We start from the raw sequence: 20,779 nt of genomic DNA on the forward strand, positions 1-20,779 counted from the left end.
TCGCACCCTCTCGAACCATCAGGAGCCCCGATGAACCGTCTTCCGCTCATGGCCCGCGCGGCCCTCGCCTTGCTGTACGGATTCGGCCTTGCCGCCGTGCCGCTGACCGCGCCCGCCGCCGAGACGGCCTTCCCCTCGCGCCCGATCACGCTCGTGATTCCCTTCCCGCCAGGGGGCGCAACAGACGTCAACGGCCGCGTGATTGCGCAGCGGCTCGGCAAGGAGCTTGGCCAGCCCGTCATCATCGAGAACCGCGCAGGCGCCGGCACGGTGATCGGTGCAAGCTACGTCTCGAAGGCGGCGCCCGACGGCTACACGCTGCTGGTCAGCTCGGGCACCACGTTCACCGTCAACCCCGCCATCCGTGCCAACCTGCCCTATGACCCCGTCAAGAGCTTCGACCCGATCGGCATCGCCGGGCGCACCGGACTGATCCTGCTGGCCAACAGCGATGTGCCGGTTCAGACGGTGAAGCAGTTCGTGGACTACGTGAAGGCGTCGCCGGGCAAATATTCATACGGTTCCTTCGGCACCGGCACCACCTCGCAGTTCGCCGGCGAAAGCATCCTGCACGCTGCCGGCCTGAAGATGACGCACGTGCCCTACAAGGGCAGCGCTCCGGCCATGACCGACCTGATGGGCGGGCAGATTCCCTTCAGCATCGACACCGTGAGCGCAGCGATCCCGCAACTCAAGAGCGGCAAGATCAAGGCAATTGCGCTGACCACGGCCAAGCGCTCCGCCTTGCTTCCCAACGTGCCGACCATGGCCGAGAGCGGCTATGCCGGCATCGACATGGACACCTGGCTGATGCTGGCGGCGCCGAAGGGGCTCCCCGCCGATGTGAAGGCCAAGCTCGAGAAGGCCCTTGCGGCGACCATCGCCGACCCCGACACACGCGCCAAGCTGCTGGGCCAGGGGCTGGAGCCGGCATACAGCAACGCCGCCGCGGCCAGCGAACTCATCAACCGCGAACTGCCCGTGATGCGCGCCGTGGCCGCTCGCGCGAGCATCACGGCCGATTGAAGAGCCACTGATGAACGCAACACCGAACACATCGCCACCCGCCGCCGAACTCGTCGAGCAATCCGCCGTCGAATTGCGCCGCCTCATCGGCAGCAAGGAGATCTCGCCGGTCGAACTGCTGGAAGCGTGCATCGCGCGAATCGAACGCGTGAACCCCTTTGTCAACGCAGTGACCGCCACCTGCTTCGAGCGCGCACGCGCCGAAGCCAGGGACGCGGAAAGCGCGGTCGTGCGCGGCGACCCGCTCGGACTGCTGCACGGACTGCCGCTGGGCGTGAAAGACCTCGAGCCCACGCAGGGCCTGCTCACGACCTGGGGTTCCGCCATCTACCGCGACCACGTGCCGACGGAAGACATCGAACTGGTGGCTCGCCTGCGCCGAGCGGGTGCCATCGTGACGGGCAAGACCAACGTGCCCGAGATGGGCGCAGGCGCCAACTCGCGCAACGAAGTGTGGGGCGCCACCGGCAACCCCTTCGACCCGAACCTGAATGCGGGCGGCTCTTCGGGCGGCTCGGCGGCGGCGCTGGCCTGTGACATGCTGCCCGTGTGCACCGGCTCCGACACCGGCGGCTCGCTGCGCATTCCTGCGGCCAAGTGCGGCGTGGTGGGCTTCCGGCCTTCGCCGGGCATCGTGCCGAGCGTGCGCAAGCCGCTGGGCTGGACCCCGATTTCGGTCGTCGGTCCCATGGGCCGCACCGTGGAAGACGCCTGCCTTCAGCTGGCCGCATCCGCCGGCATGCACGCGGGCGACCCGCTCAGCCATCCGCTGGACCCGTTGTCCTTTCTCAAGCCGGCTCCGGTCGACCTGGCCAATCTGCGCGTGGCATGGACCGAAGACTTCGGCACCTGCGCGGTGGACGACGGCATCCGCGCCACTTTCCGCCGGAAGATCGAGGCCATGCGGCACCTGTTCCGGCGCTGCGACAAGGTCGAGTTCGACATGGGCGAAGCGCATCGCTGCTTCGACGTGCTGCGCGCCGAGGCCTTCGTGGCGGGCATGCAGGCAGCCTACGAGCGCGACCCAAACAGCCTGGGGCCCCACTCGCGCGCGAACTACGAGATGGGCGCGCGGATGAGCCTGCTCGACAGTGCCTGGGCACAGGCCGAGCAGACCCGCCTTCTCAAGCGCTTCCAGGCGACATTCGCCGACTACGACCTCGTGCTGTCGCCGACCACCCCGGTCTCGCCCTTCCCCTGGACGCAGCCGTATGCCGACACCATCAACGGCGAGACGCAGGCCAACTACTACCGCTGGCTGGCGCTGACCTACGTGGTCACGCTCACGACGCACCCGGCGATTTCGCTGCCTTGCGGCGTCGACCACGCAGGCATGCCCTTCGGACTGCAGGTCGTGGGCGGATTCAGGATGGACCACCAGGTGCTGGGTGCGGCGCATGCCATGGAGGCGGCGTTCTCTCGCGATGCGCAGCTGCGCAGGCCACGTCCCGACCTGGCCGCGCTGAGAGCGGCGGAGCCTGCGCTGACATCGATCGTCAGGACACCGCCCATCTTCGATCGCGGCCTCATGGAAAGCGCCGCGATCTCGGCTGTCTGAGCCTCACCGGCGGGCGCTGGGTTGTTTGCTTGCACATCAAAATACTGTATATTCAAACAGTACTTCACGGGAGTTCTGAAATTCCCAATCCCGGTCAATTGCCCCAAGCACACCAGGACGATGAACCAAGCTGAACTGTTCTTCCCCCGCGCAACCGCGCCGGCACCCATGCCTGTCGCATCGTTGCCCGAATTCGATGCCCCGCTCCACTTCGTGGAGGTCGAAGCAGCGGCCCAAGCCGATGCCTCGCCACCAGACGCCTACACCGTGCGGCTGGCGGACTACGCACTGCCATCGGCCGACGCCGCGAGAGTGGCCGAACAGCGCTTCCGGCGCGAAATCGATCGGCAACTGGGCGACGATGTCATCCCCGCGCTGCGAGCCTTCCAGAATGCCAGCGAGTCGAGCGAGAGCGAGCTCTCGAAGGCAGAAATCGCAATGGCCAAGCGCTGGGCAAAGGCCTACGACGCCGCGCGAACCGCCGGCTTTCGCGATCTGGGCGAAACCGACGAGGCGTACTTCGAAATCCGCATCGACTGACGGCGTTCAGCCTCGCCGCGGCGACACGGCTCCTGGCAAGCGCGACACCCGCTCGGCCAGGAAGTCCACCGCCACGCGCACACGCAGCGGCAGATGGCGGCGCGGCGCATACAGCAGGTGAAGCTCCTGCGCAGGCCCTGTGTGCCGGCCGAGCACCCGCACCAGACGGCCTTGCGCCAGCAGGTCCGCCACCATCCACGTCGGCTGCAATGAAATGCCCGCGCCGCCGAGCACGCTGTCGAGCAGCGCCACGGCGTTGTTGACGCGATAGCGGCTGCGCACCGGCACCGTCTCCTGCCCGTTCGGCCCCTGCAACAGCACGCCATCGTCTCCGCCAGCGTAGCGCAGGTAGTCGTGAGTCAGCAGATCCTGCGGCTTGCGCGGTTTGCCGCGCGCGGCGATGTACTCGGGCGACGCAACCAGCACGCGCGGCCATATGCCCAGGTGCCGGGCAACGAGATCGGGCGGCAGCGTGCCGCCGACCCGCAGCGACACGTCGATGCGCTCCTCCAGCGGATCGACGAATCGGTCGTCCAGTACCAGCTCCAGCTCGATGTCGGGGTAGAGCGCCAGGAACTCCAGCACCATCGCATTGAGATGCCGCTGGCCCAGCGTCACCGGCGCGCTCACGCGCAGCAGGCCGCGCGGCTGCTGGATGCCTTCGCGCGCATCGGCCACCGCGTCGCCGTAGTCTTCCAGAACGCGCCGCGAGCGCTCGTGAAAGCGCTGGCCTTCCTCCGTCAGGCTCAGGCCCGCGGCGGTGCGCCGCAACAGCCGCACGCCCAGCGAACGCTCGAGCCCCGCGACGAGCTTGCTGACGGTGGGCTGTGTGGTATCGAGCGCACGCGCGGCGCCCGACAGGCTGCCCAGCTCGACGCTGTGCACAAAGGCTTCGATGGCGCGCAAGGTATCCATGGCAGATGTATTCGAATTTGGAATGACCTGGATGCTATTCTGCCTTCTACCCTTCCGTATCTGCATGAATGAAAGTCGGCCACCGATTCGCTTTTCATCCAAGGACATGCACATGACAGCCTCTTCACTCACCTCGTTCATTCGTCACGGCGCCCTGGCGCTTTCACTGGCCAGCGCAGCCGCCGCGTCTGCGGCCGGACCCGCAACGACCTATTGGAGCCCCAGCTGGATCGCCAGCACGCAGCCCATCTGGAGCGGCGACTTCGTGCTGCCCTCGGGCCTGCCCTTCCAGTTCAACCGGCAGACCGTGCGCCAGGTGGCGCGCCTGAGCATCGGCGGCACGCGGCTGCGCGTGGTGATCAGCAACGAAGGCGGCACGTCGCCACTGCACATCGGCGCGGCTCGTGTGGCACGCCATGCGGAGGGCTCCGAGATCGTCGAAGGCAGCGACCGGCAACTGCGCTTCGGCGGACAGGCCGAAGTGACCGTGCCGCCCGGCGTCCGGCTCGTCAGCGATCCGGTCGACATCGCATTGCCCGCGCTCGGCGAGGTTGCGGTGTCGCTCTACCTGCCGCGCCCCAGCCAGCCCGCGGGCTTTCATTTCGACGCCCGCCAGGTCGCCTATGTGGCGGAAGGCGACCTGACCGGCATCCCGCGCATGCCGGCCACCGCGAGCCAGTGGAGCACCCGCGTCTACGTCAGCGGGCTGATCGTGGAAGCGCCCAAGGCCCCGGTCACCGTCGTCACCTTCGGCGATTCGCTGACCGACGGCAACGGCGCCACGCCCGGTGCCAACACCCGATGGCCCGATGCATTGGCCGAGCGGCTCGCAAACCGCGACATCGCCGTGCTGAACGCCGGCATCTCCGGCGGCCGGCTGCTGAAGGACGGCATGGGCCGCGCCGGCTTGGAGCGCGCGGGCCGCGACGTGTTCGCGCAGCCAGGCGTGCGGGCCATGGTCGTGCTGCTGGGCACCAACGACATCGGCTGGCCCGGCGGACCGTTCGCGCCCGACGAGCCCGCGATGCGCGCGGAAGAGTTGATCCAGGGCTTCAGGCAACTGATCGAGATGGCCCATGCCCACAACGTGCGCATCGTGGCGGGAACCATCACTCCGAACGAAGGCGCGTTGCAAGGCACACCACTCGAAGGCCACTACTCCCCCGAAAAAGACAAGGTGCGCCAGGCCGTGAACCGCTGGATCCGTGAGAGCGGCGCATTCGACGCGGTGGTCGACTTCGACGCACTGCTGCGCGACCCGGCCCGTCCGTCGCGCCTGAAGGCGGCCATGGACTCGGGTGACCACCTGCATCCGGGCGATGCCGGCTACAAGGCGATGGCAGCCGCCGTCGACCTGGAAGCCCTGCTGGGCACGGCGCCGTAAGCTCGCAAATATACTGTACATACATACAGTATTTCTCTAGAATTCGTCGTCTCCAAGAACAACATCGAGGCGACGCCGATGACCACCGCCAACCCGCCAGCGCCCTCCGCGCAGGCCCTTTTCTTCTCGAGGCTGCATGCGTTGCAGCCCCGTTCCCGCAAGGGCCGGATCTCGACCTGGCCCTTCAAGGTGGCCCGAGAGCAAGGCTACGGCGAAAGCCATGACAAGGACGACGTTCGCGTTCAGGCGTCGCGCGTCATCCGCACGACGGCAGAGAGTTGGTGGCCGTCGGTTTCCTGAAGGAGCGACCATGACCGAAAGCAAAAGGCTTCTCATCGGACTTTTCCCCACCGCGGACGTGCAAGCTGAAATCCAGGCACACCGCCAGGATTGGTGGTGGCCAAGAGATTGCTCGTTTCCGCCGAAAGAGCGCCTGCACCTTACGCTTCAGTCCCTCGACGATCAGCAGGGCAAAGCCGAGCGGCGACTGCGTGCCGCGCTCGCCGAAGTGCCCACGCGGCCGCTGAACATCAAGCTCGACAGCTCATGCACATGGCCCAATGACGTCTCGGTGGTGCAGCCCTCCACGCACGAGGGATTGCGGCGCCTCCAATACGACATCAGCCTTGCGCTGCGGCGCTCGGGCTTTTCCTTGTTGCTCTCAGGCCGGTGGACGCCGCACATCACGATCGCACGCAATTCAGAGCATGCCGCCGGCCCCATGCCCCTTGAGCCCATCCACTGGACCGCCCGTGAATTCCGCCTGGTCCGCTCGCACTTCACCCGCCCGTTCCGCCACGAGCTGCTGGACTCATATCCTCTGCATTGAGACGAGGCATTCGCAAGGCACTACAGTGGCCGGATGCCGACACCCTCAGACATCTCGCACGAGACCATCGCCCAGCACCTCACGCAGGCCTATCGGCTCCGCGTTGCCCGGTCCGAACTCCTGTCCGCGGGAGCAGGCACCACATCCGCCGCCTTTCGCGTCATTGCGGATGAGGAGACGCGATATTTCCTGAAGCTGCAGCAGGGCGAACTCAATCCATCGACCCTCGCCCTCCCCGCCTTTCTCCATCACGACAAGGGCATCGAAGCCGTGATGGCCCCCATACCCACCGCAGACGGCGCGCTGAGCACTCAAAGCCACGGCTTCAACTGGACGCTCCACCCCTTCTTCGACGGACAGAACGGCTTCGATAGCGCCCTGTCGGACCGGCTGTGGATCGCACTCGGCCAGGCACTCGGCGCCATCCACCGCACCGAACTCCCCGAAGCCCTGCTCGCCAAGCTCCCCAAGGAAAGCTACGCGCACCAATGGCGCGAAGGCGTGCGCCGCTATCAGCGCCGCTTCATCAACGGCACCGCTGGCGACGGCATCGTCCAGCGCTTTCTCGCCTTCTGGGAAGAACACGCCGAAGAGATCGACACCGTCGTCTACCGTAGCGAGCAACTGGCTTCCATCCTGCTCGAACGTCCGCCGCGGCTCGTGCCGTGCCACTCGGACATCCACGCGGGCAACGTTCTCGTGGGCGACGGCGACCGGCTGTCCATCGCCGGCTGGCACGCGCCGATACTCGCGCCCAAGGAGCGCGACCTGATGTTCATCGGGGGCGGCGTCGGCAACGCGTGGAACCAGCCTCGGCAGCAAGCGCTTTTCTACGAGAGCTACGGCCCGTCGGAGATCGACACAGTCGCGCTGGCCTACTACCGCTACGAGCGCATCACCAACAACGTGCTCGAAATCTGCGACCGGGTACTCGACAGCGCCAAGGCCGGCGCTGAAGAGCGCGAAGAAGGCTTGCGCCGGATGCAGAGCCTGTTCCTGCCGAACGGCGTCGTCGCCATCGCTCACCAGAGCTACGACGCCGTGACCTGAATCAGGCGAAGGGGCAACGCGTCAGATCAGCAGGTCTTGCGGGTCGTCTTCGAAGCCGGCAATGGGCTGCGCCTTGGCCAGCGCCAGCCACACCCCGAACGGAATGCGCTCGGAGCTGCGATGCACGGCCGCACGCGCCACCACGAGCCGCTCGCCTTCGAGCACCATCACGCCGCATTCGGCCGGCACCTCTTCGGGCTTGGCGATGCAGCGGCCCTTCGCGTCGTTGCCCAGCACGTACCAGCACTCGCCGCCCAGGTCGAGGTACGCCGCGCGCTTGTCGGGCTTGCGCAGGTCGCCCAGCAGGTCGGCGCGGCTCACCTTCACCTCGTGCACGATGGGGTGTGCATAAGCCTCGACGCTGGTATTGCGGATCGAGAACACATCGGGCCGCGCGATGCACCAGCGCGGCTTGCCGCCGTCTTCCAGCGGCGGCAGCCGGGCGCGCAGCCCGAGGCCGCGCCATGCGATGCGGCCGCCGCGCGTCATCTCGCGCGCCACGCGCTCGACCAGCGCCTCGTGCGGCGACATGGCCGCGCGGTTGATGGTGAGCGTGGTCGCGATGCGCGCAATGCCCGCGTCGGTCACGCGCAGAGTCTCGTGGCCATGCATGCTGCGCACGCGCTCGAGGAAGCCGCCCGCCAGCAGCTCGACCTCGATGCCGTCGCAACAGGGCCAGCCGGCGGAGCGGTAGATCTCGCGCAGGCGCCGTGCGTGCAGCTTGCCGAAGGGCACCTCGATCACTTCGCAGGAGGCGGTCTGCATCGGCGGCGGCTCGACCACCGGCGGCGGAAAACCGGGGTCGGTCACCGGCGGCACCACCGGCGGCGGATCGCCTTCGGGCGGTGGCATGGGCGGAGGCGGCATGGGCACCGGCACGTCGGGTGCGGGCGGTGGCGGACCGATGGGCGTGGCGATGACGGGGTCAAGGACGAGTTCGGGCATGGCTCTGGCAGGTTAGCGAAAAGTCTTTCGGAACGCGAGGCATGGAACGATCGGTTGCATCAATCGATCCGTCAATGGAAGTCGCGGCTGGTGTTGCTCTGCGCCAGCCGGCCCATGAGCGGCGTCAGGTCCTTGAAGCCAGTGGCCACGAGGTGCTGCACCTTGCCGCCGGTTTCGTCGTCGCGCTGCCACGTGCCCTGCACCGCGAGCAGGTGCGACTTGAGCAGCGGCTCGCGCCAGGCCTCGATGACATGGCTCCAGACGATCACGTTGACGTTCCCGGTCTCGTCCTCCAGCGTGACGAAGATGGTGCCGTTGGCCGTCTGCGGCCGCTGCCGGACCTTGACGATGCCGCAGGCGCGCGCGGTCTGGCCGTTGGGCACCGAACGCAACTCGGCCGCGCTCATGAGCTTCATGCGTGCCAGCCGCGGGCGCAGCAGAGCGAGCGGATGGCGGCGCAGCGTGAGCCTGAGCGCCGCGTAGTCGCCGACTATTTCCTCGCCTTCGGACGCGGCCGGCAGCAGCAGCGCCTGCTCGTTGATGGGCACGCCTCGCAGCAGGGCCGGCGCCCGGCGTTGCGCCGTGGCGTCCCACACCTGCTGGCGACGGTGGCCCGAGAGGGACATCAGCGCATCGGCCGCGGCCAGAGCGGCCATGTCCTTGCCGTCGAGTTCAGCGCGCAGGGCAAGGTCTTCGGTGCTGGTGAAGGGTGCCGCGGCGCGGGCCTGCAGCAGGCGCTCGGCGCCGCCCGCGCTGAGGCTGGCAATGCGGTTCAGGCCCAGGCGCACCGCAGGCTGGTTCTCGTTGCCAAGGCGGTCGGCATAGCGTTCGTCGATGCCGGAAGGACGCGGTGCATCGGGGTCTCGCGCTTCGAGCGTGGTGTCGAAGTCGCTTCTCGTCACATCGACCGGGCGCACCTCGACGCCATGCCGCCGCGCGTCCTGCACCAGCTGCGACGGGCTGTAGAAGCCCATCGGCTGAGAATCGAGCAGCGCGGCGAGGAAGCAGGCGGGCTCGTAGTTCTTGAGCCAGCTGCTCACCGTGACCAGCAACGCGAAGCTGGCGGCGTGGCTTTCGGGGAAGCCGTAGTCGCCGAAGCCCATGACCTGCTTGAAGATGGCTTCGGCGAACGCCCTGGGGTATTTGTTATCGACCATGCCATTCACTAGTTTGTCGTGGAATTTGTCGAGGCCCCCTTTGCGCTTCCATGCCGCCATGGCTCGCCGCAACTGATCGGCCTCGTCTGCAGTGAACTTGGCCGCGATCATTGCAATCTGCATCACCTGCTCCTGGAAGATCGGGATGCCCAGCGTGCGTTCGAGCGCGGGGCGCAGTTCTTCCTTCTCGTAGTGAATCGGCAATCCCTTGCGCACCCGCTCCCGCTGCTTGAGATACGGATGCACCATCCCGCCCTGTATCGGCCCCGGCCGCACGATCGCCACCTCGATCACCAGGTCTTCATAGGTGCGCGGCTTCAGTCGCGGCAGCATCGACATCTGCGCCCGGCTCTCGATCTGGAACACGCCGATGGTGTCGGCGTCGCAGATCATGTCGAACACCTTCTTGTCGTCGTTCGGTATCTGGTGCATCTCCACCATCGAGCCCCGCCAGCGGTTCATGTGCTCGAGCCCACGGCGAATGGCGCTGAGCATGCCGAGCGCCAGCACGTCGACCTTGAGCATGCCCATCGCTTCGAGGTCGTCCTTCTCCCACTGGATGACGGAGCGGTCTTTCATCGACGCCTTCTCTACCGGCACCAGCCGCGTGAGCTTGGTGTGCGTGAGCACGAAGCCGCCCACGTGCTGGCTCAGGTGGCGAGGGAAGCCCTTGAGCTTCTGCGTGAACTCGATCCACTGGGTCAGCTTGAGTTCGTCTTCTTCCACGCCGGCACGCGCGGCAGCCTGGCACAGTTGCTCGCCGAGCACGGTGTCGTCGAACCAGTAATGGTCTTTCGCGAACTCGTCGATCAGCCGCTCGTCGATGCCGATGGCCTTGCCCACGTCGCGCAATGCGCTGCGCGAGCGGTAGCAGATGACGACAGCGGCGATGGCTGCGCGATGCCGTCCGTATTTTTCGTAGATGTACTGGATGACCAGTTCACGCTTCTGATGCTCGAAGTCGACGTCGATGTCCGGTGGTTCATGGCGCTCGCGGCTCAGGAAACGCTCGAACAGAAGATGTCCCTTTTCAGGGTTGATCGCGGTGATGCCCAGGCAATAGCAGACCGCGGAATTGGCCGACGAGCCTCGCCCCTGGCAAAGAATGTCCTTCGACTTGGCGAAGCGCACGATGTCTTCCACGGTGAGGAAGAACATCTCGTATTCGAGTTCGAGGATCAGGCTCAGCTCTTTGTGCACCTGCCGGCAGACGTTCTCGGGAATGCCCGAGCCATATCTTTCGAGCGGATACCTCTTGAGCGCTCCCTCCCACGTCTTTCGCACCAGCGTCTGCGCGGCGGTCTCGCTGCTTCCCACGGTCTCGAGCGGGTACTTGTAGTTTTCGCGGATCACCTTGGGGTCGAACTTGCAAAGCCGCGCCACTGTCTGCGTATTCGCGAGCATCTCCGGCAGATAAAGCTCGGCCAGTCGAACCCGCAATCGCAGGTGCCGCTCGGCATTCGACTGCAGCGCAAAACCGCATTCGGCCACCGTCTTGCCCTCGCGTACGGCCGTCAACACGTCGTGCAGCGGCTTGCATCCGCGCTTATGCATGCGCACGTCGCCGGCCGCCACCAACGGCACGCCGGCCTCCTCCCCCGCTTGCATCAGCGTGACCAGCCAGAGGTCGTCGTCGAGTTCGTTGAACAACTCCACGGCCAGCCAGAGGTTCTCGCCATACAGCGTCTTGGCGGTCATCAGGTCTTCATGCAGCGTGGCCGTGTCCATTGCGCCGCCGGGGTTGCGGTTCGGCACGAACAGGATCTGGCAATGCTGCAGCGAGGCCACGTCGCTCTCTTCCCAGCTCACGCGGTATTCGCCCTTGGGCAGCTCGGTGTTGCGCGCGGCGGTGATGAACTCGCACAGATTGCCCCAGCCTTCGGTGTCGTTGGCGATCACCACGAGCCTCAAGCGTTCGAACTGGAACTCGCTGCCGAACAGCAGGCGGAAACCGGGGTTGCGCGGGATCTTCGGCTCGTCGGGGTTTTCGCGCTCATATTCGTCGAGCTTCGCGGGCAAGTCGCGCAAGCCCACATGCGCCCGCACGATGCCCGCCACCGAGCACTCATCGGTGATCGCCAGCGCCGTGTAGCCGAGCTGATAGGCCCGCTCCACCATCTCCTCGGGCGTCGACGCGCCGCGCTGGAAGCTGAAGTTGGTCAGGCAGTGCAACTCCGCGTAATCGGGCAGCGTGAACGCGGGCGGCTTGCGCAGCGGCACCGGCAGCGCATGCACCTTGGCGGGCTGGCGCCTGCTTTCCTGCTTGCCGCTCAGTTCAGGCATAGAACCCCTGCAGATACCAGCGCACCTCGCCCGAAGAAAAGCGCGCTGCAGGCCGCTCGCGAAAAATCCACACCAGCCCGGCTTCGGGGCTTTCCGCGACGTAGTAGTCGCGCATCGCGGGTTGGCCGCCTTCTTCCTTGTCGCCCCACCAGCCCGCCTCGACGCGCTGCGGCCCTACCAGCCTGTTCAGCGTGCCGCGATAGCACGGGCGCTCGCCGTCCATCTCGAGCCGCAGCGGCTCGGGCAGCAGCCACGGCGGGTAGATGGCGTCGGGCTGCGAGGCGGCCGCCTGCGCCTGCCTGCGCGACTTGTCGGGCGGGGCCGTGTCTTTGTGCAGCGCGGGCCGCCACGCCTGCTTGCGCTCCGGCCGGTGGTCGGCCTGTGCCGAGGGCACCAGCACCTGCGACGGGCCGAGCCGCACGCTGAGGCGCTCGACCATCTCGTGCAGCCTGTCGCCCTTGCGGTTGTCTTCTGGCAGGAAGCTGGTGCTGGCGCCGGCCCACGGATCGGTCTCCAGCGTACGCAGCCGCAGCCAGCTCGCGGGCGCCGAGAGCGTGGTGAGCCCGAGTTTTTCGGACATCAGCCGGCGCAGGTGAGCCATGTCCTGCGTGGGCTCGGCCGTGCGCACGGTGACCTGCTGGTGCGGCGGCAGGTTCACGCCGTTGAAGCGCTTGAGGTCGAGCGTCCATTGCAGCTCGAGCGCGCGCGCGCCGCGCTGGCGGGCACGCAGCCACAGCTGCAGCGAAGCCAGCAGCCGGTTGGCCGACCACATGAGTTCGGGCGCTGTTTCGGCCAGCGCGGGCAGTTCGAGCTTCTGCTCGAACACGTCGGGCAGCGTGAGCCAGGCGTGGCTTTCGGGGCGCAGGCCCCAGGCGGCGTCGAGCGCATCGCGCAACTCGGCACCGAAGCGCCGCGTGAGGCCGCCGCGCGGCAGCGCAGCCACGTCGCCCCAGGTGCGGCAACCGAGGCGCGCGAGCAGGTCGAGGTGCGCGCGCGCCGCGCTCAGGGTGTCGAGCGGCAGGCCGGCGGGCACGTCTTGCGGTCGCTTCTCTTCACGCGCGAACAGCCGCAGCCGCGCCAGCGCGATCAGACTGGTGGCGCCCTGCGTACCCAGCATGCGCGCGTCGGGCGCGGGGTTGTCGGCCAGCAGCAGGCGCATCAGTTGCAGCCGGCCGCCCCAGAGGCGTTCGCAGGCCGAGACCTCGAGCATCAGCGCTTCGTCCTGCCAGGCGACGTGGGGCGTGTAGCGCAGCGCCCACCAGCCGAGGGCCTCGGGCGTGGGCAGGACCGGGCCATCGGGCGTGCCGGCATCGTCAAGTAGCCACCGCAAGGCGATCCAGTGCACTTGGGCCTCCTTTCCACGCGTCGATGCGCACCACCTTGGCGGAGGTTGCCGTCTCGCCCGCTTCCACGGTGCCTTGCTGCTGCAGCCGCAGCTTGCGGCGCACCCGGGCGGCGGCCAGCAGCGCGGCCATGCGCTCGTTGCGCGCGGGCAGCATGACCGGCGCGGCCAGCGGCGGCCCGCGGCGCTTGAGGATGTGCAACGCGATCTGCGAGGCATCGGCCTCGCAGCGGTCGGCGCGAATGCGCAGCCGCGCGGGCGATGCCGACAACGCGACCGACTCGGGCCGGCACACGAACAGCAGCAGTTCATGCTGCGCCGCCGCCAGCTGCAGCCGCCGCAGTTCGGCCACCCGCGCCTGCGGCAGCCACGCCACCACGGCCGCCACGTCGGCGCAGCGCAGCGCCTGTTCGCAGGCCCACAGCCGCGCGGCCGGCGCCTCGCTGCGGACCCACATCAGCGCTTCCACCGGCAGCCCCTGCGCCGCAAGCGACGGCCCACAGGGCTCCAAGGGCGGGCCGACCAGCACCACCGGCCCGCCGCGCACCTGCACCGCCTGTGCCAACGCTGGCAGCAGCAGCCGCCAGACATGGGCTTCGGGCGCGGCCTGGAGCAATTCCGTCATCGCGCCGACCGGCCATCCGCCACCCGGCAACTCCGCGTCGAGCGCGGCGTGGCCGGTCGCGACGACCTGGGCGTCGGCCAGGCCGAGTTCGTCGGCATGCCAGACGCCGCGGCCCGCGGCAGCGGAAAAGGAATCGAGGAAAGGAAGGCCCATGGCAAAGACTGTTAACTGTATTTTTATACAGTATTTCATGGGCTGCGGGAAAAAAGCTGTTTTTCTTCGTCACGGGGGGCCAGGAGGAAGAAACTGGCGGTCCGGAGCGCTCCTTTCGGTGCCGCCCACGCCTTCCACCGGATACTGCCAGCCATGCCGCCTCCGAAGGACTTTCCCCTCACCCGCGCCGAACTGCTGCGCCTGGGCGCCGCGTTGTGCGCCGGCGCCGTGCTCCCCGCCTTCGCGCAACGACCACCCATGCCCGCCATGAACACCCGCCCAATTCCTTCCACCCGGGAAGCCCTGCCCGTCATCGGCTGCGGCACCTGGATCGGCTTCGACCAGCGCCCCGGCACCGAGGAATACAAGCGATTGCCCGGCGTGCTCGATGCGCTCTTTGCGGCCGGCGGCACGGTGATCGACAGCTCGCCGATGTACGGCCGCTCCGAGGAAACCACCGGCGAACTGCTGGCCGCGTCAGGCCGGCGCGACAAGGCCTTCCTCGCCACCAAGGTCTGGACCTCGGGCCGCGAGGCCGGCATAGCGCAGATGGAGCAATCTTTCGCACGGCTGCGCACGCAGCGCATGGACCTGATGCAGGTGCACAACCTCGTCGACTGGCGCACCCACCTGGCCACGCTGCGCGGCTGGAAGGACAAGGGCCGCGTGCGCTACATCGGCATCACGCACTACACCGCCTCGGCCTACGGCGAGGTGGAAGCGGTGCTGAAGGCGGAGAAGCTCGACTTCCTGCAGATCAACTATTCGCTCGACGCCCGCGAGGCGGAACAGCGCCTGCTGCCGCTGGCCGCCGAGCGCGGCGTGGCGGTGATCGTCAACCTGCCCTTCGGTGGTGGCGGGCTGCTGCGCCGCCTGCGCGACAAGCCACTGCCGCCGTGGGCCGGCGAGATCGGCTGTACGAGCTGGGCGCAGGTGCTGCTGAAGTTCGTGCTGAGCCACCCCGCCGTGACCTGCGTGATCCCGGGCACGAGCCGCGCCGAGCACATGGCGGACAACGCGGCGGCCGGCAGCGGCACCTTTCCCGATGCGGCGTTCTGGCGCGAAAACGCCGTTTCGATAGATCGCTGACCGGCGGTCTTGCGCGCCGATATTCAGGCCAGGAACCGCAGCAAGCGCGCATTGACCTCGTCGGCGCGCTCGTACTGTGCCCAGTGCCCGGCACCGTCGATCACCGCGCCCTCGCGCCCCGGGCCTTCGGCTACCAGCCGCGCCACCAGCGGGCGCGGATCGGCGGTGACGTCGAACTCGCCCCACAGCAGCAGCGTGGGCACGCCGAGTGTGTCGATAGCCTGCTGCAGGCCGCCCGACAGCGACACCTCCTTGCTGCGAAAGCGCGTGCCGTGGCAGGAGATGTCGTGGATCTCGAAGGCCAGCGCGTCGATGGCAGCCTTGTCGTGCAGCATCAGCGCGGCCAGGTTGTGCAGCAGCGCGGCGCGCTCGTGTTCGCGGTCGGGGGCGGAGCGCCAGTTGATCATCTGCACCGTCATGCGCCGCAGCGTGCCGTGGCCGCCGCTGCCCACCAGCGCAAGCCGGCGGATGGCGCCGCGCCGCACGGCGAAGCGCGCGGCCGTCAGCCCGCCGAAGGAAAAGCCGCCCAGGTCGATGGGCGTGCCCGCGCCGATCAGTTGGTCGAGCGTGCCGCCCAGCGCATCGAGCAAGGGCGGCAGCGAGTCTTCGCCGGGTGCCACGCGCGGCGGCGCGTCGGATTCGTTGAAGCCCGGCATGTCGGGCAGCCACAGCGTGCGGCCGGCCGACAGTGCCTCGGCGTTGCGCAGCCAGTGCATCCAGCTGCCGTGGCCGCCGTGCAGCAGCACCAGGGGCGGCCGGCTGGTGTCGGTGCCGAAGCGGCGCCAGCGCACGCGCACGCCGCCGTGCACCGGGTCGTGATGGGTAGAGAGCGCATCGACGCGCGCGATTGCTGCGCGCGCTTCTTCTTCATTCATGCCGCCGCTCATCCGCGTGCTCCCGGCCACATGCGCTGCAGCTCGCGCTCGCCGTCCAGGAACTGGTGCTTCAGCGCGCCCAGCACGTGCAGCCCGAACATCACGTACAGCACATAGCCGGCCCAGGCGTGCACGCCGCCCAGAACGGTGTGCCAGGTTTCCTTGAGAGTGGGCTCGATGGCCATGATCCAGCCGATGCGCGGCCACTCGAACAGGCCGAACAGGTACATCGGGTGGGTGCCGGCGTCCTTCCAGGCCGAGTCGTGCATCCAGCCCGACAACGGCAGCAGCACCATCAGCAAATACAGCACGCCGTGGGCCGCGTGCGCGGCAAAGCGTTCGAACGCGCCATAGGAGCCCGGCATGGCCGGCGGCTTGTGCGTGAAGCGCCAGAGGATTCGCAGAATGACCAGCCCCAGCACCGTGATGCCGATCGACTTGTGGGTGTCGACCGCCGGGCGCACCCAGTCGTCGGGGTAGTGGTCGACCAGCAGGATCAGCGCGATGTTGACGGCCATGAGCACGGCGATGAGCCAGTGCAAGGCCATCGCGGTTCGGGTGTAGCGGGTTTGTGGGAGCATGCGGGGAATTTTCAGGCGTGGGCCGAGTCTGTCAGTGACTTTTGCGATTGTCCCGGTTGTATCCGGGCTTTTCCGAAACCGCTGACCATGTTCTTGCGTATGACCGTTCGTCGCCCAGGCATCTTCTCTTGAACAATTCCCTTCATTCCGCGTTCCTGGCCGCATCGCCGCGCCTGTCTCCCCCCGCCACCCCGCTGCGAAGCTGGCTGATACACGGCGGCGTGCTCGTGCTGTGGGGCCTGCTTTTCGCAATGGCCTTCCGCGTCGGCAACGTCGGCGCATGGTCGGTGGGCGTGGCCTATGTGCTCTACGACACGGTGCTGCTGCTGTTCGTCGGGTGGATGACGCTGCCGATCCTGCGCCCCCGCCCTCCTTCCCAACCGGACGGCACCGGCCGCCGCACCACGCTGGGCGTGATCGTCGCCTCGCACAACGAGTGCGCCGTGCTGCCCGTCACGCTGGCCGCCCTGCTCGGCCAGACCGACATACCCGACCGCATCGTGATCGCCGACGACGGTTCGAGCGACGGCACCGCCGAGCTTCTCACCACGCGCTACGGCCTTGTCGCGCCGGCCCTGGGCGAACTGAGCGCAGCCAGCGCCACGCACCCGGCGCTCTACTGGCTGCGGCTGCCGCACGGCGGCAAGGCGGTGGCGCTGAACGCGGCCATCCTGTGCATCGACACCGACACCGTGCTCACGGTGGACGGCGACACGCTGCTCGACAGCAAGGCGATCGGCGCGGTCCGCCAGGCTTTTTCCGACGAACCCGACCTCGTGGCCGCCACCGGCGTCATCACGCCGGTGTGCAGCCGCACGCTGGCCGGGCGCTGCTTCCAGTGGTTCCAGACGTACGAGTACATCCGCAACTTCCTGTCGCGCTATGCGTGGATGCGCGTCAATGGGCTGCTGCTGATCTCCGGCGCCTTTGCCGGCTTTCGCACCGATGCGGTGCGCGCAGTGGGCGGCTTCGACACCGACTGCCTGGTCGAAGACTACGAACTCATCCACCGCCTGCACCGCCACGCCCAGGCGCACGGCCTGCCATGGACCGTGCGCGTGCTGGGCGACGCGCAGGCCCACACCGACGCGCCGAGCAGCACCGGCGCCTTCCTGCGCCAGCGCCGCCGCTGGTTCGGCGGCTTCCTGCAGACCCAATACTGGTATCGCGCGATGGTCGGCGACCGGCGCTATGGCTGGCTCGGCATCGCAATGCTGCCCGTGAAGGCCATCGACACGCTGCAGCCGCTCTACGGGCTGGCCGCCTTCGGCCTGCTGCTGATGTACCTGGTGCGCGGCAACTTCGGCGTGCTGGCGCCGGTGGCTGGGGTGATCGGCGCGAAGATCGTGCTCGATCTGGTCTTTCACCTGTGGTCTGTGTTCCTGTACCGCCGCTGGATTGGCCAGCAGAGCGAGGCCAACATGGCGCAGGCCTTCCTGGCGGCGCTGGTCGAGCCCTTCACCTTCCAGATCCTGCGGCACACGGGTGCGGCCTGGGGATGGTGGAGCTTCCTGACCGGGCGCGGAACCTGGGGGCGGCAGACGCGCGTCGGGCTGGTGGATGCCGACGGGGTTCGGCGCAGCTAGAAAAGCGCCGCCACGCCCCGAGGGCATCAGTCGAAATTCAGGATCACTTTCATCGACTGGGACCGGTCCGCCGCCAGCGCGAACGCCCTCGCGGAATCGCGATAGGACAGCGTTGCGGAAATCAATGGCTTCACGTCGACCAGGCCCTTGTTGAGCAACTCGACCGCCATCGCGAACTCTTCGTGAAAGCGGAACGCGCCGCGCAGATCGAACTCCTTGGCCACGATGGTGTTGATCGGCAAGCTCATGTCACCGCCCAGGCCCAGTTGCACGATGATGCCGCGCGGGCGCAGCGCGTCGAATGCACCGACCAGCGCGCGGGCATTGCCGCTGGCCTCGAACAGCACGTCGAAGCTGCCTTTGTCGGCTGTGAACCGCGCCAGGCCGTCAGGGGTTTCCGCAACGTTGACGATCTCGTCCGCGCCGACCTTGAGCGCCTTGCCCAAGGTATGCGCGCCCACATCGGTTGCAACGATGTGGCTCGCGCCGGCGCGCCGCGCCGCAATGATCGCCAGCGCGCCGATCGGGCCGCAGCCCGTGACCAGCACGCGCTTGCCAAGCAATGAGCCGGCACGCCGCACCGCATGCAGCGCCACCGCGAAAGGCTCGGCCATGGAGCCTTCGGCATCGCTGAGCGAATCGGCCAGCCGGTGCGCCTGGTGCGTCTCGACCACGATCTGCTGGCGGAACGCGCCTTGCACGTGGGGCGTGCGCATCGCACTGCCGTAGTAGCGCATGTCCAGGCAGTGGTTCTGCAGCCCCTGCTGGCAATAGCTGCAGAGGCCGCACGGGCGGCTCGGGCTGATCGCGATGCGCTCGCCCGGCTTGAAGTCCGTCACGCCCGCGCCGACCGCCTCGATCACCCCGGCCACTTCGTGACCCAGCACCATCGGCTCCTTGATGCGGATGGCGCCGAAGCCTCCGTGCTGGTAGTAGTGCAGGTCCGACCCGCAGATGCCGCCGCAACGCACACGCACCTGCAACTGGCCCGCGCCCAGCTCGGCGGTTTCGAATTCCTCCACGCGCAGGTCGCCAGGGGCATGTATGACGAGAGCTTCCATGGTGATGGCCTGTTATTTCTTGAGATCGACGCTGGCAAGCAGCGACTTGAAGTAGGCGGACTGGCTGTTCATGAACACCTGGAACTGCTCGCCTTCCATGTAGGCCGGCTGCAGGTTGGCCCTGAGCAGCGCATCCCGGAATACCGGGTCTTCAGCTGTCTTGCGGGTCGCGTCGCGCAGGAACTTGACGACTTCGGGCGGCGTGTTCAGCGGCACGCCCAGCCCGCGCCAGGTCCCCACGACGAGGTCGACGCCCTTCTCCTTGAATGTCGGAACCTTGTCGTAGGGCGCGGGCAGCCGCTGGTCGGCCATTGCGACCAGCACGCGCACCTTGCCCGCGGCCACGTGCGAGCCGATCTCGGCCGGGCTCACGGTGATCGCATCCACATGCCCGCCGACCAGCGCGCCTACGCTGGGCGCCGCGCCCTGGAACGGCACGTGGTTGAAGCGCACCTGCGCCTTCTGCTCGACGGCCGCGGCCGCCAGGTGCCAGATCGTGCCGGTGCCGGCATTGCCCATCGACACCACGCCCTCCTGCTTGCGCGCCGCGGCCAGCAGGTCGTCGATGGTCTTGTAGGGTGACTCGGCCCGCACGGCGATCACGCCGGGGTCGCCGTTGAGTCGCGCGATCGGGATGAAGTCGGCGGTCGTCACCTTGGTCATGTTCAGGTGCGGAATGATCGCCAGCTCAGAGATGATCACGCCGATCTTGTAGCCGTCGGCCGGCGCGCGCTGCGCCTCGGTCATGCCGATGCCGCCGCCCGCGCCGGGCTTGTTGACGACGATCAGCGGCTGAGGCACGTTCTTCTTCGCGGCATCGGCAAAGATCCGGGCCATCACGTCGGTGCCGCCGCCGGCGGACGAAGGCACGATCACTTCGATCGGCCGCGTGGGGTAGTCGGCCGCATGCACGGCAGACGAGGTCAGCAGCACGCCCGCGAAAGTCGCGGCGGCGGCACAGGCAAGGCGAAAGCGCTTCATGTTGATGTCTCCTTCAATGACCGTCAGAGCACGGACACCATGCCGCCATCGACATAGATGATTTGCCCGCTCACGTAGTTGGATGCTTCCGACGCCAGAAAGACGGCGGTGCCGATCAGTTCTTCCGGCTTGCCCCATCGGCCCGCCGGCGTGCGCCCTTTCACCCACGCATCGAAGCTCGGGTTGTCGATGAGCGCCTGGTTCATGTCCGTGAGCATGTAGCCCGGACCGATGGCGTTGGCCTGGATGTTGTGGCTCGCCCATTCGGCCGTCATCGCGCGGGTGAGCATCTTGATGCCGCCCTTGGCGACCGTGTACGGCGCCACCGTGGCCCGCGCCAGTTCGCTGGTGAGAGAGCCGATGTTGATCACCTTGCCGCGGCCGCGCGGAATCATTCGCCTGGCTGCCTCGCGCCCCACCACGAAGGCACTGGTGAGATTGGTCTCGATCACGCGTCGCCAGTCGTCCGTGGCCAGCTCGACCATCGGCTTGCGGTATTGCACGCCGGCGTTGTTGACCAGGATGTCGACAGCAATGCCCGCCGCATCGAGCTTCTCGAAGGCGGCCACGACCGCGGCTTCGTCGCACACGTCGAACGCGCAAGCCTCGACGACGTAGCCCTTGTCGCGCAATGTCGCGGCGGAAGTCTCGAGCCGTGCCGCGTCGACACCGTTGAGCACCAGCCGCGCACCCGCGGCGGCCAGCCCGTCGGCAATGGCAAAGCCAAGGCCGCGCGACGAACCGGTGACGAGCGCGGTCTTGCCCGCCAGGCTGAAGAGTTGGGTGGACATGATGGATT

19 protein-coding genes are annotated in these 20,779 nt (G+C 67.7%); 9 read left to right on the plus strand and 10 right to left on the minus strand.

The features are described from left to right. Positions 1-30 precede the first annotated feature (30 nt). From ACWV14_RS20375 to ACWV14_RS20385, 3 genes are all read left to right on the plus strand, one after another. Positions 31-1,026: a Bug family tripartite tricarboxylate transporter substrate binding protein gene (locus tag ACWV14_RS20375; protein ID WP_454903355.1), complete on the plus strand. Its 996-nt coding sequence runs from the start codon at positions 31-33 to the stop codon at positions 1,024-1,026. 10 nt (positions 1,027-1,036) lie between these two features. Further along, entirely contained in the window at positions 1,037-2,584 is a 1,548-nt protein-coding gene (locus ACWV14_RS20380; protein WP_454903356.1) for an amidase, read from the plus strand. 120 nt (positions 2,585-2,704) lie between these two features. Beyond that, a complete protein-coding gene (locus ACWV14_RS20385) occupies positions 2,705-3,124 on the plus strand; it encodes a hypothetical protein (RefSeq protein ID WP_454903358.1) in 420 nt (139 codons plus the stop codon). A gap of 6 nt (positions 3,125-3,130) precedes the next feature. Here ACWV14_RS20385 and ACWV14_RS20390 read toward each other — a convergent pair whose 3' ends face one another. Continuing rightward, entirely contained in the window at positions 3,131-4,039 is a 909-nt protein-coding gene (locus tag ACWV14_RS20390; RefSeq protein ID WP_454903360.1) for a LysR substrate-binding domain-containing protein, read from the minus strand. A gap of 112 nt (positions 4,040-4,151) precedes the next feature. Here ACWV14_RS20390 and ACWV14_RS20395 point away from each other — a divergent pair, with 112 nt between their 5' ends. From ACWV14_RS20395 to ACWV14_RS20410, 4 genes are all read left to right on the plus strand, one after another. Then, the gene (locus ACWV14_RS20395; protein WP_454903361.1) at positions 4,152-5,423 is read left to right on the plus strand and encodes an SGNH/GDSL hydrolase family protein; all 1,272 of its coding nucleotides are present in this window, start codon (positions 4,152-4,154) and stop codon (positions 5,421-5,423) included. 78 nt (positions 5,424-5,501) lie between these two features. Further along, entirely contained in the window at positions 5,502-5,723 is a 222-nt protein-coding gene (locus ACWV14_RS20400) for a hypothetical protein (protein ID WP_422087179.1), read from the plus strand. A 10-nt stretch (positions 5,724-5,733) separates the two neighbouring features. Next, positions 5,734-6,252 carry a 2'-5' RNA ligase family protein gene (locus ACWV14_RS20405; RefSeq protein WP_454903362.1) on the plus strand — a complete coding sequence of 173 codons (519 nt, stop codon included), beginning with the start codon at positions 5,734-5,736 and terminating at the stop codon, positions 6,250-6,252. A 33-nt stretch (positions 6,253-6,285) separates the two neighbouring features. After that, positions 6,286-7,302, plus strand: a complete 1,017-nt coding sequence (locus tag ACWV14_RS20410; protein WP_454903363.1) for a phosphotransferase — start codon at positions 6,286-6,288, stop codon at positions 7,300-7,302. Positions 7,303-7,323: 21 nt separating this feature from the next. On the opposite strand, the gene ACWV14_RS20415 is transcribed toward ACWV14_RS20410, so the two are convergent. The 4 genes from ACWV14_RS20415 to imuA all read right to left on the minus strand — a co-directional run bounded on the left by ACWV14_RS20415 (position 7,324) and on the right by imuA (position 13,807). Continuing rightward, complete coding sequence (locus tag ACWV14_RS20415; RefSeq protein WP_454903364.1) at positions 7,324-8,247, minus strand: hypothetical protein; 924 nt, start codon at positions 8,245-8,247, stop codon at positions 7,324-7,326. Between the two features lie 71 nt (positions 8,248-8,318). Further along, positions 8,319-11,687, minus strand: coding sequence for an error-prone DNA polymerase (locus tag ACWV14_RS20420; protein WP_454903365.1), 3,369 nt, complete (start codon positions 11,685-11,687; stop codon positions 8,319-8,321). Next, positions 11,680-13,032: a Y-family DNA polymerase gene (locus tag ACWV14_RS20425; RefSeq protein ID WP_454903366.1), complete on the minus strand. Its 1,353-nt coding sequence runs from the start codon at positions 13,030-13,032 to the stop codon at positions 11,680-11,682. The genes ACWV14_RS20420 and ACWV14_RS20425 overlap by 8 nt, the downstream gene beginning before the upstream one ends. Further along, positions 13,001-13,807, minus strand: coding sequence for a translesion DNA synthesis-associated protein ImuA (gene imuA, locus ACWV14_RS20430; RefSeq protein ID WP_454903367.1), 807 nt, complete (start codon positions 13,805-13,807; stop codon positions 13,001-13,003). Before imuA ends, ACWV14_RS20425 begins: the two co-directional genes overlap by 32 nt. A gap of 153 nt (positions 13,808-13,960) precedes the next feature. On the opposite strand from imuA, the gene ACWV14_RS20435 reads away from it, so the two are divergent. Then, the gene (locus ACWV14_RS20435) at positions 13,961-14,896 is read left to right on the plus strand and encodes an aldo/keto reductase (RefSeq protein WP_454903369.1); all 936 of its coding nucleotides are present in this window, start codon (positions 13,961-13,963) and stop codon (positions 14,894-14,896) included. A 23-nt stretch (positions 14,897-14,919) separates the two neighbouring features. Here the strand turns inward: ACWV14_RS20435 and ACWV14_RS20440 are convergent, their stop codons facing one another. Together ACWV14_RS20440 and ACWV14_RS20445 are read right to left on the minus strand one after the other, a co-directional pair. Further along, positions 14,920-15,771, minus strand: coding sequence for an alpha/beta fold hydrolase (locus ACWV14_RS20440; protein ID WP_454903370.1), 852 nt, complete (start codon positions 15,769-15,771; stop codon positions 14,920-14,922). Positions 15,772-15,779: 8 nt separating this feature from the next. Then, positions 15,780-16,352, minus strand: coding sequence for a cytochrome b (locus ACWV14_RS20445; protein WP_454903371.1), 573 nt, complete (start codon positions 16,350-16,352; stop codon positions 15,780-15,782). 128 nt (positions 16,353-16,480) lie between these two features. On the opposite strand from ACWV14_RS20445, the gene ACWV14_RS20450 reads away from it, so the two are divergent. Next, positions 16,481-17,938 carry a glycosyltransferase family 2 protein gene (locus ACWV14_RS20450; RefSeq protein ID WP_454903373.1) on the plus strand — a complete coding sequence of 486 codons (1,458 nt, stop codon included), beginning with the start codon at positions 16,481-16,483 and terminating at the stop codon, positions 17,936-17,938. Between the two features lie 26 nt (positions 17,939-17,964). On the opposite strand, the gene ACWV14_RS20455 is transcribed toward ACWV14_RS20450, so the two are convergent. From ACWV14_RS20455 to ACWV14_RS20465, 3 genes are read right to left on the minus strand one after another with little or no spacing between them, the layout of a single operon-like run. After that, positions 17,965-18,999, minus strand: a complete 1,035-nt coding sequence (locus ACWV14_RS20455) for an L-idonate 5-dehydrogenase (RefSeq protein ID WP_454903375.1) — start codon at positions 18,997-18,999, stop codon at positions 17,965-17,967. A 12-nt stretch (positions 19,000-19,011) separates the two neighbouring features. Then, complete coding sequence (locus ACWV14_RS20460) at positions 19,012-19,980, minus strand: tripartite tricarboxylate transporter substrate binding protein (RefSeq protein WP_454903376.1); 969 nt, start codon at positions 19,978-19,980, stop codon at positions 19,012-19,014. Positions 19,981-20,003: 23 nt separating this feature from the next. Then, positions 20,004-20,771, minus strand: coding sequence for an SDR family oxidoreductase (locus tag ACWV14_RS20465; RefSeq protein WP_454903377.1), 768 nt, complete (start codon positions 20,769-20,771; stop codon positions 20,004-20,006). Positions 20,772-20,779 lie beyond the last annotated feature (8 nt).

It is taken from the genome of Variovorax durovernensis (genome assembly GCF_977011995.1).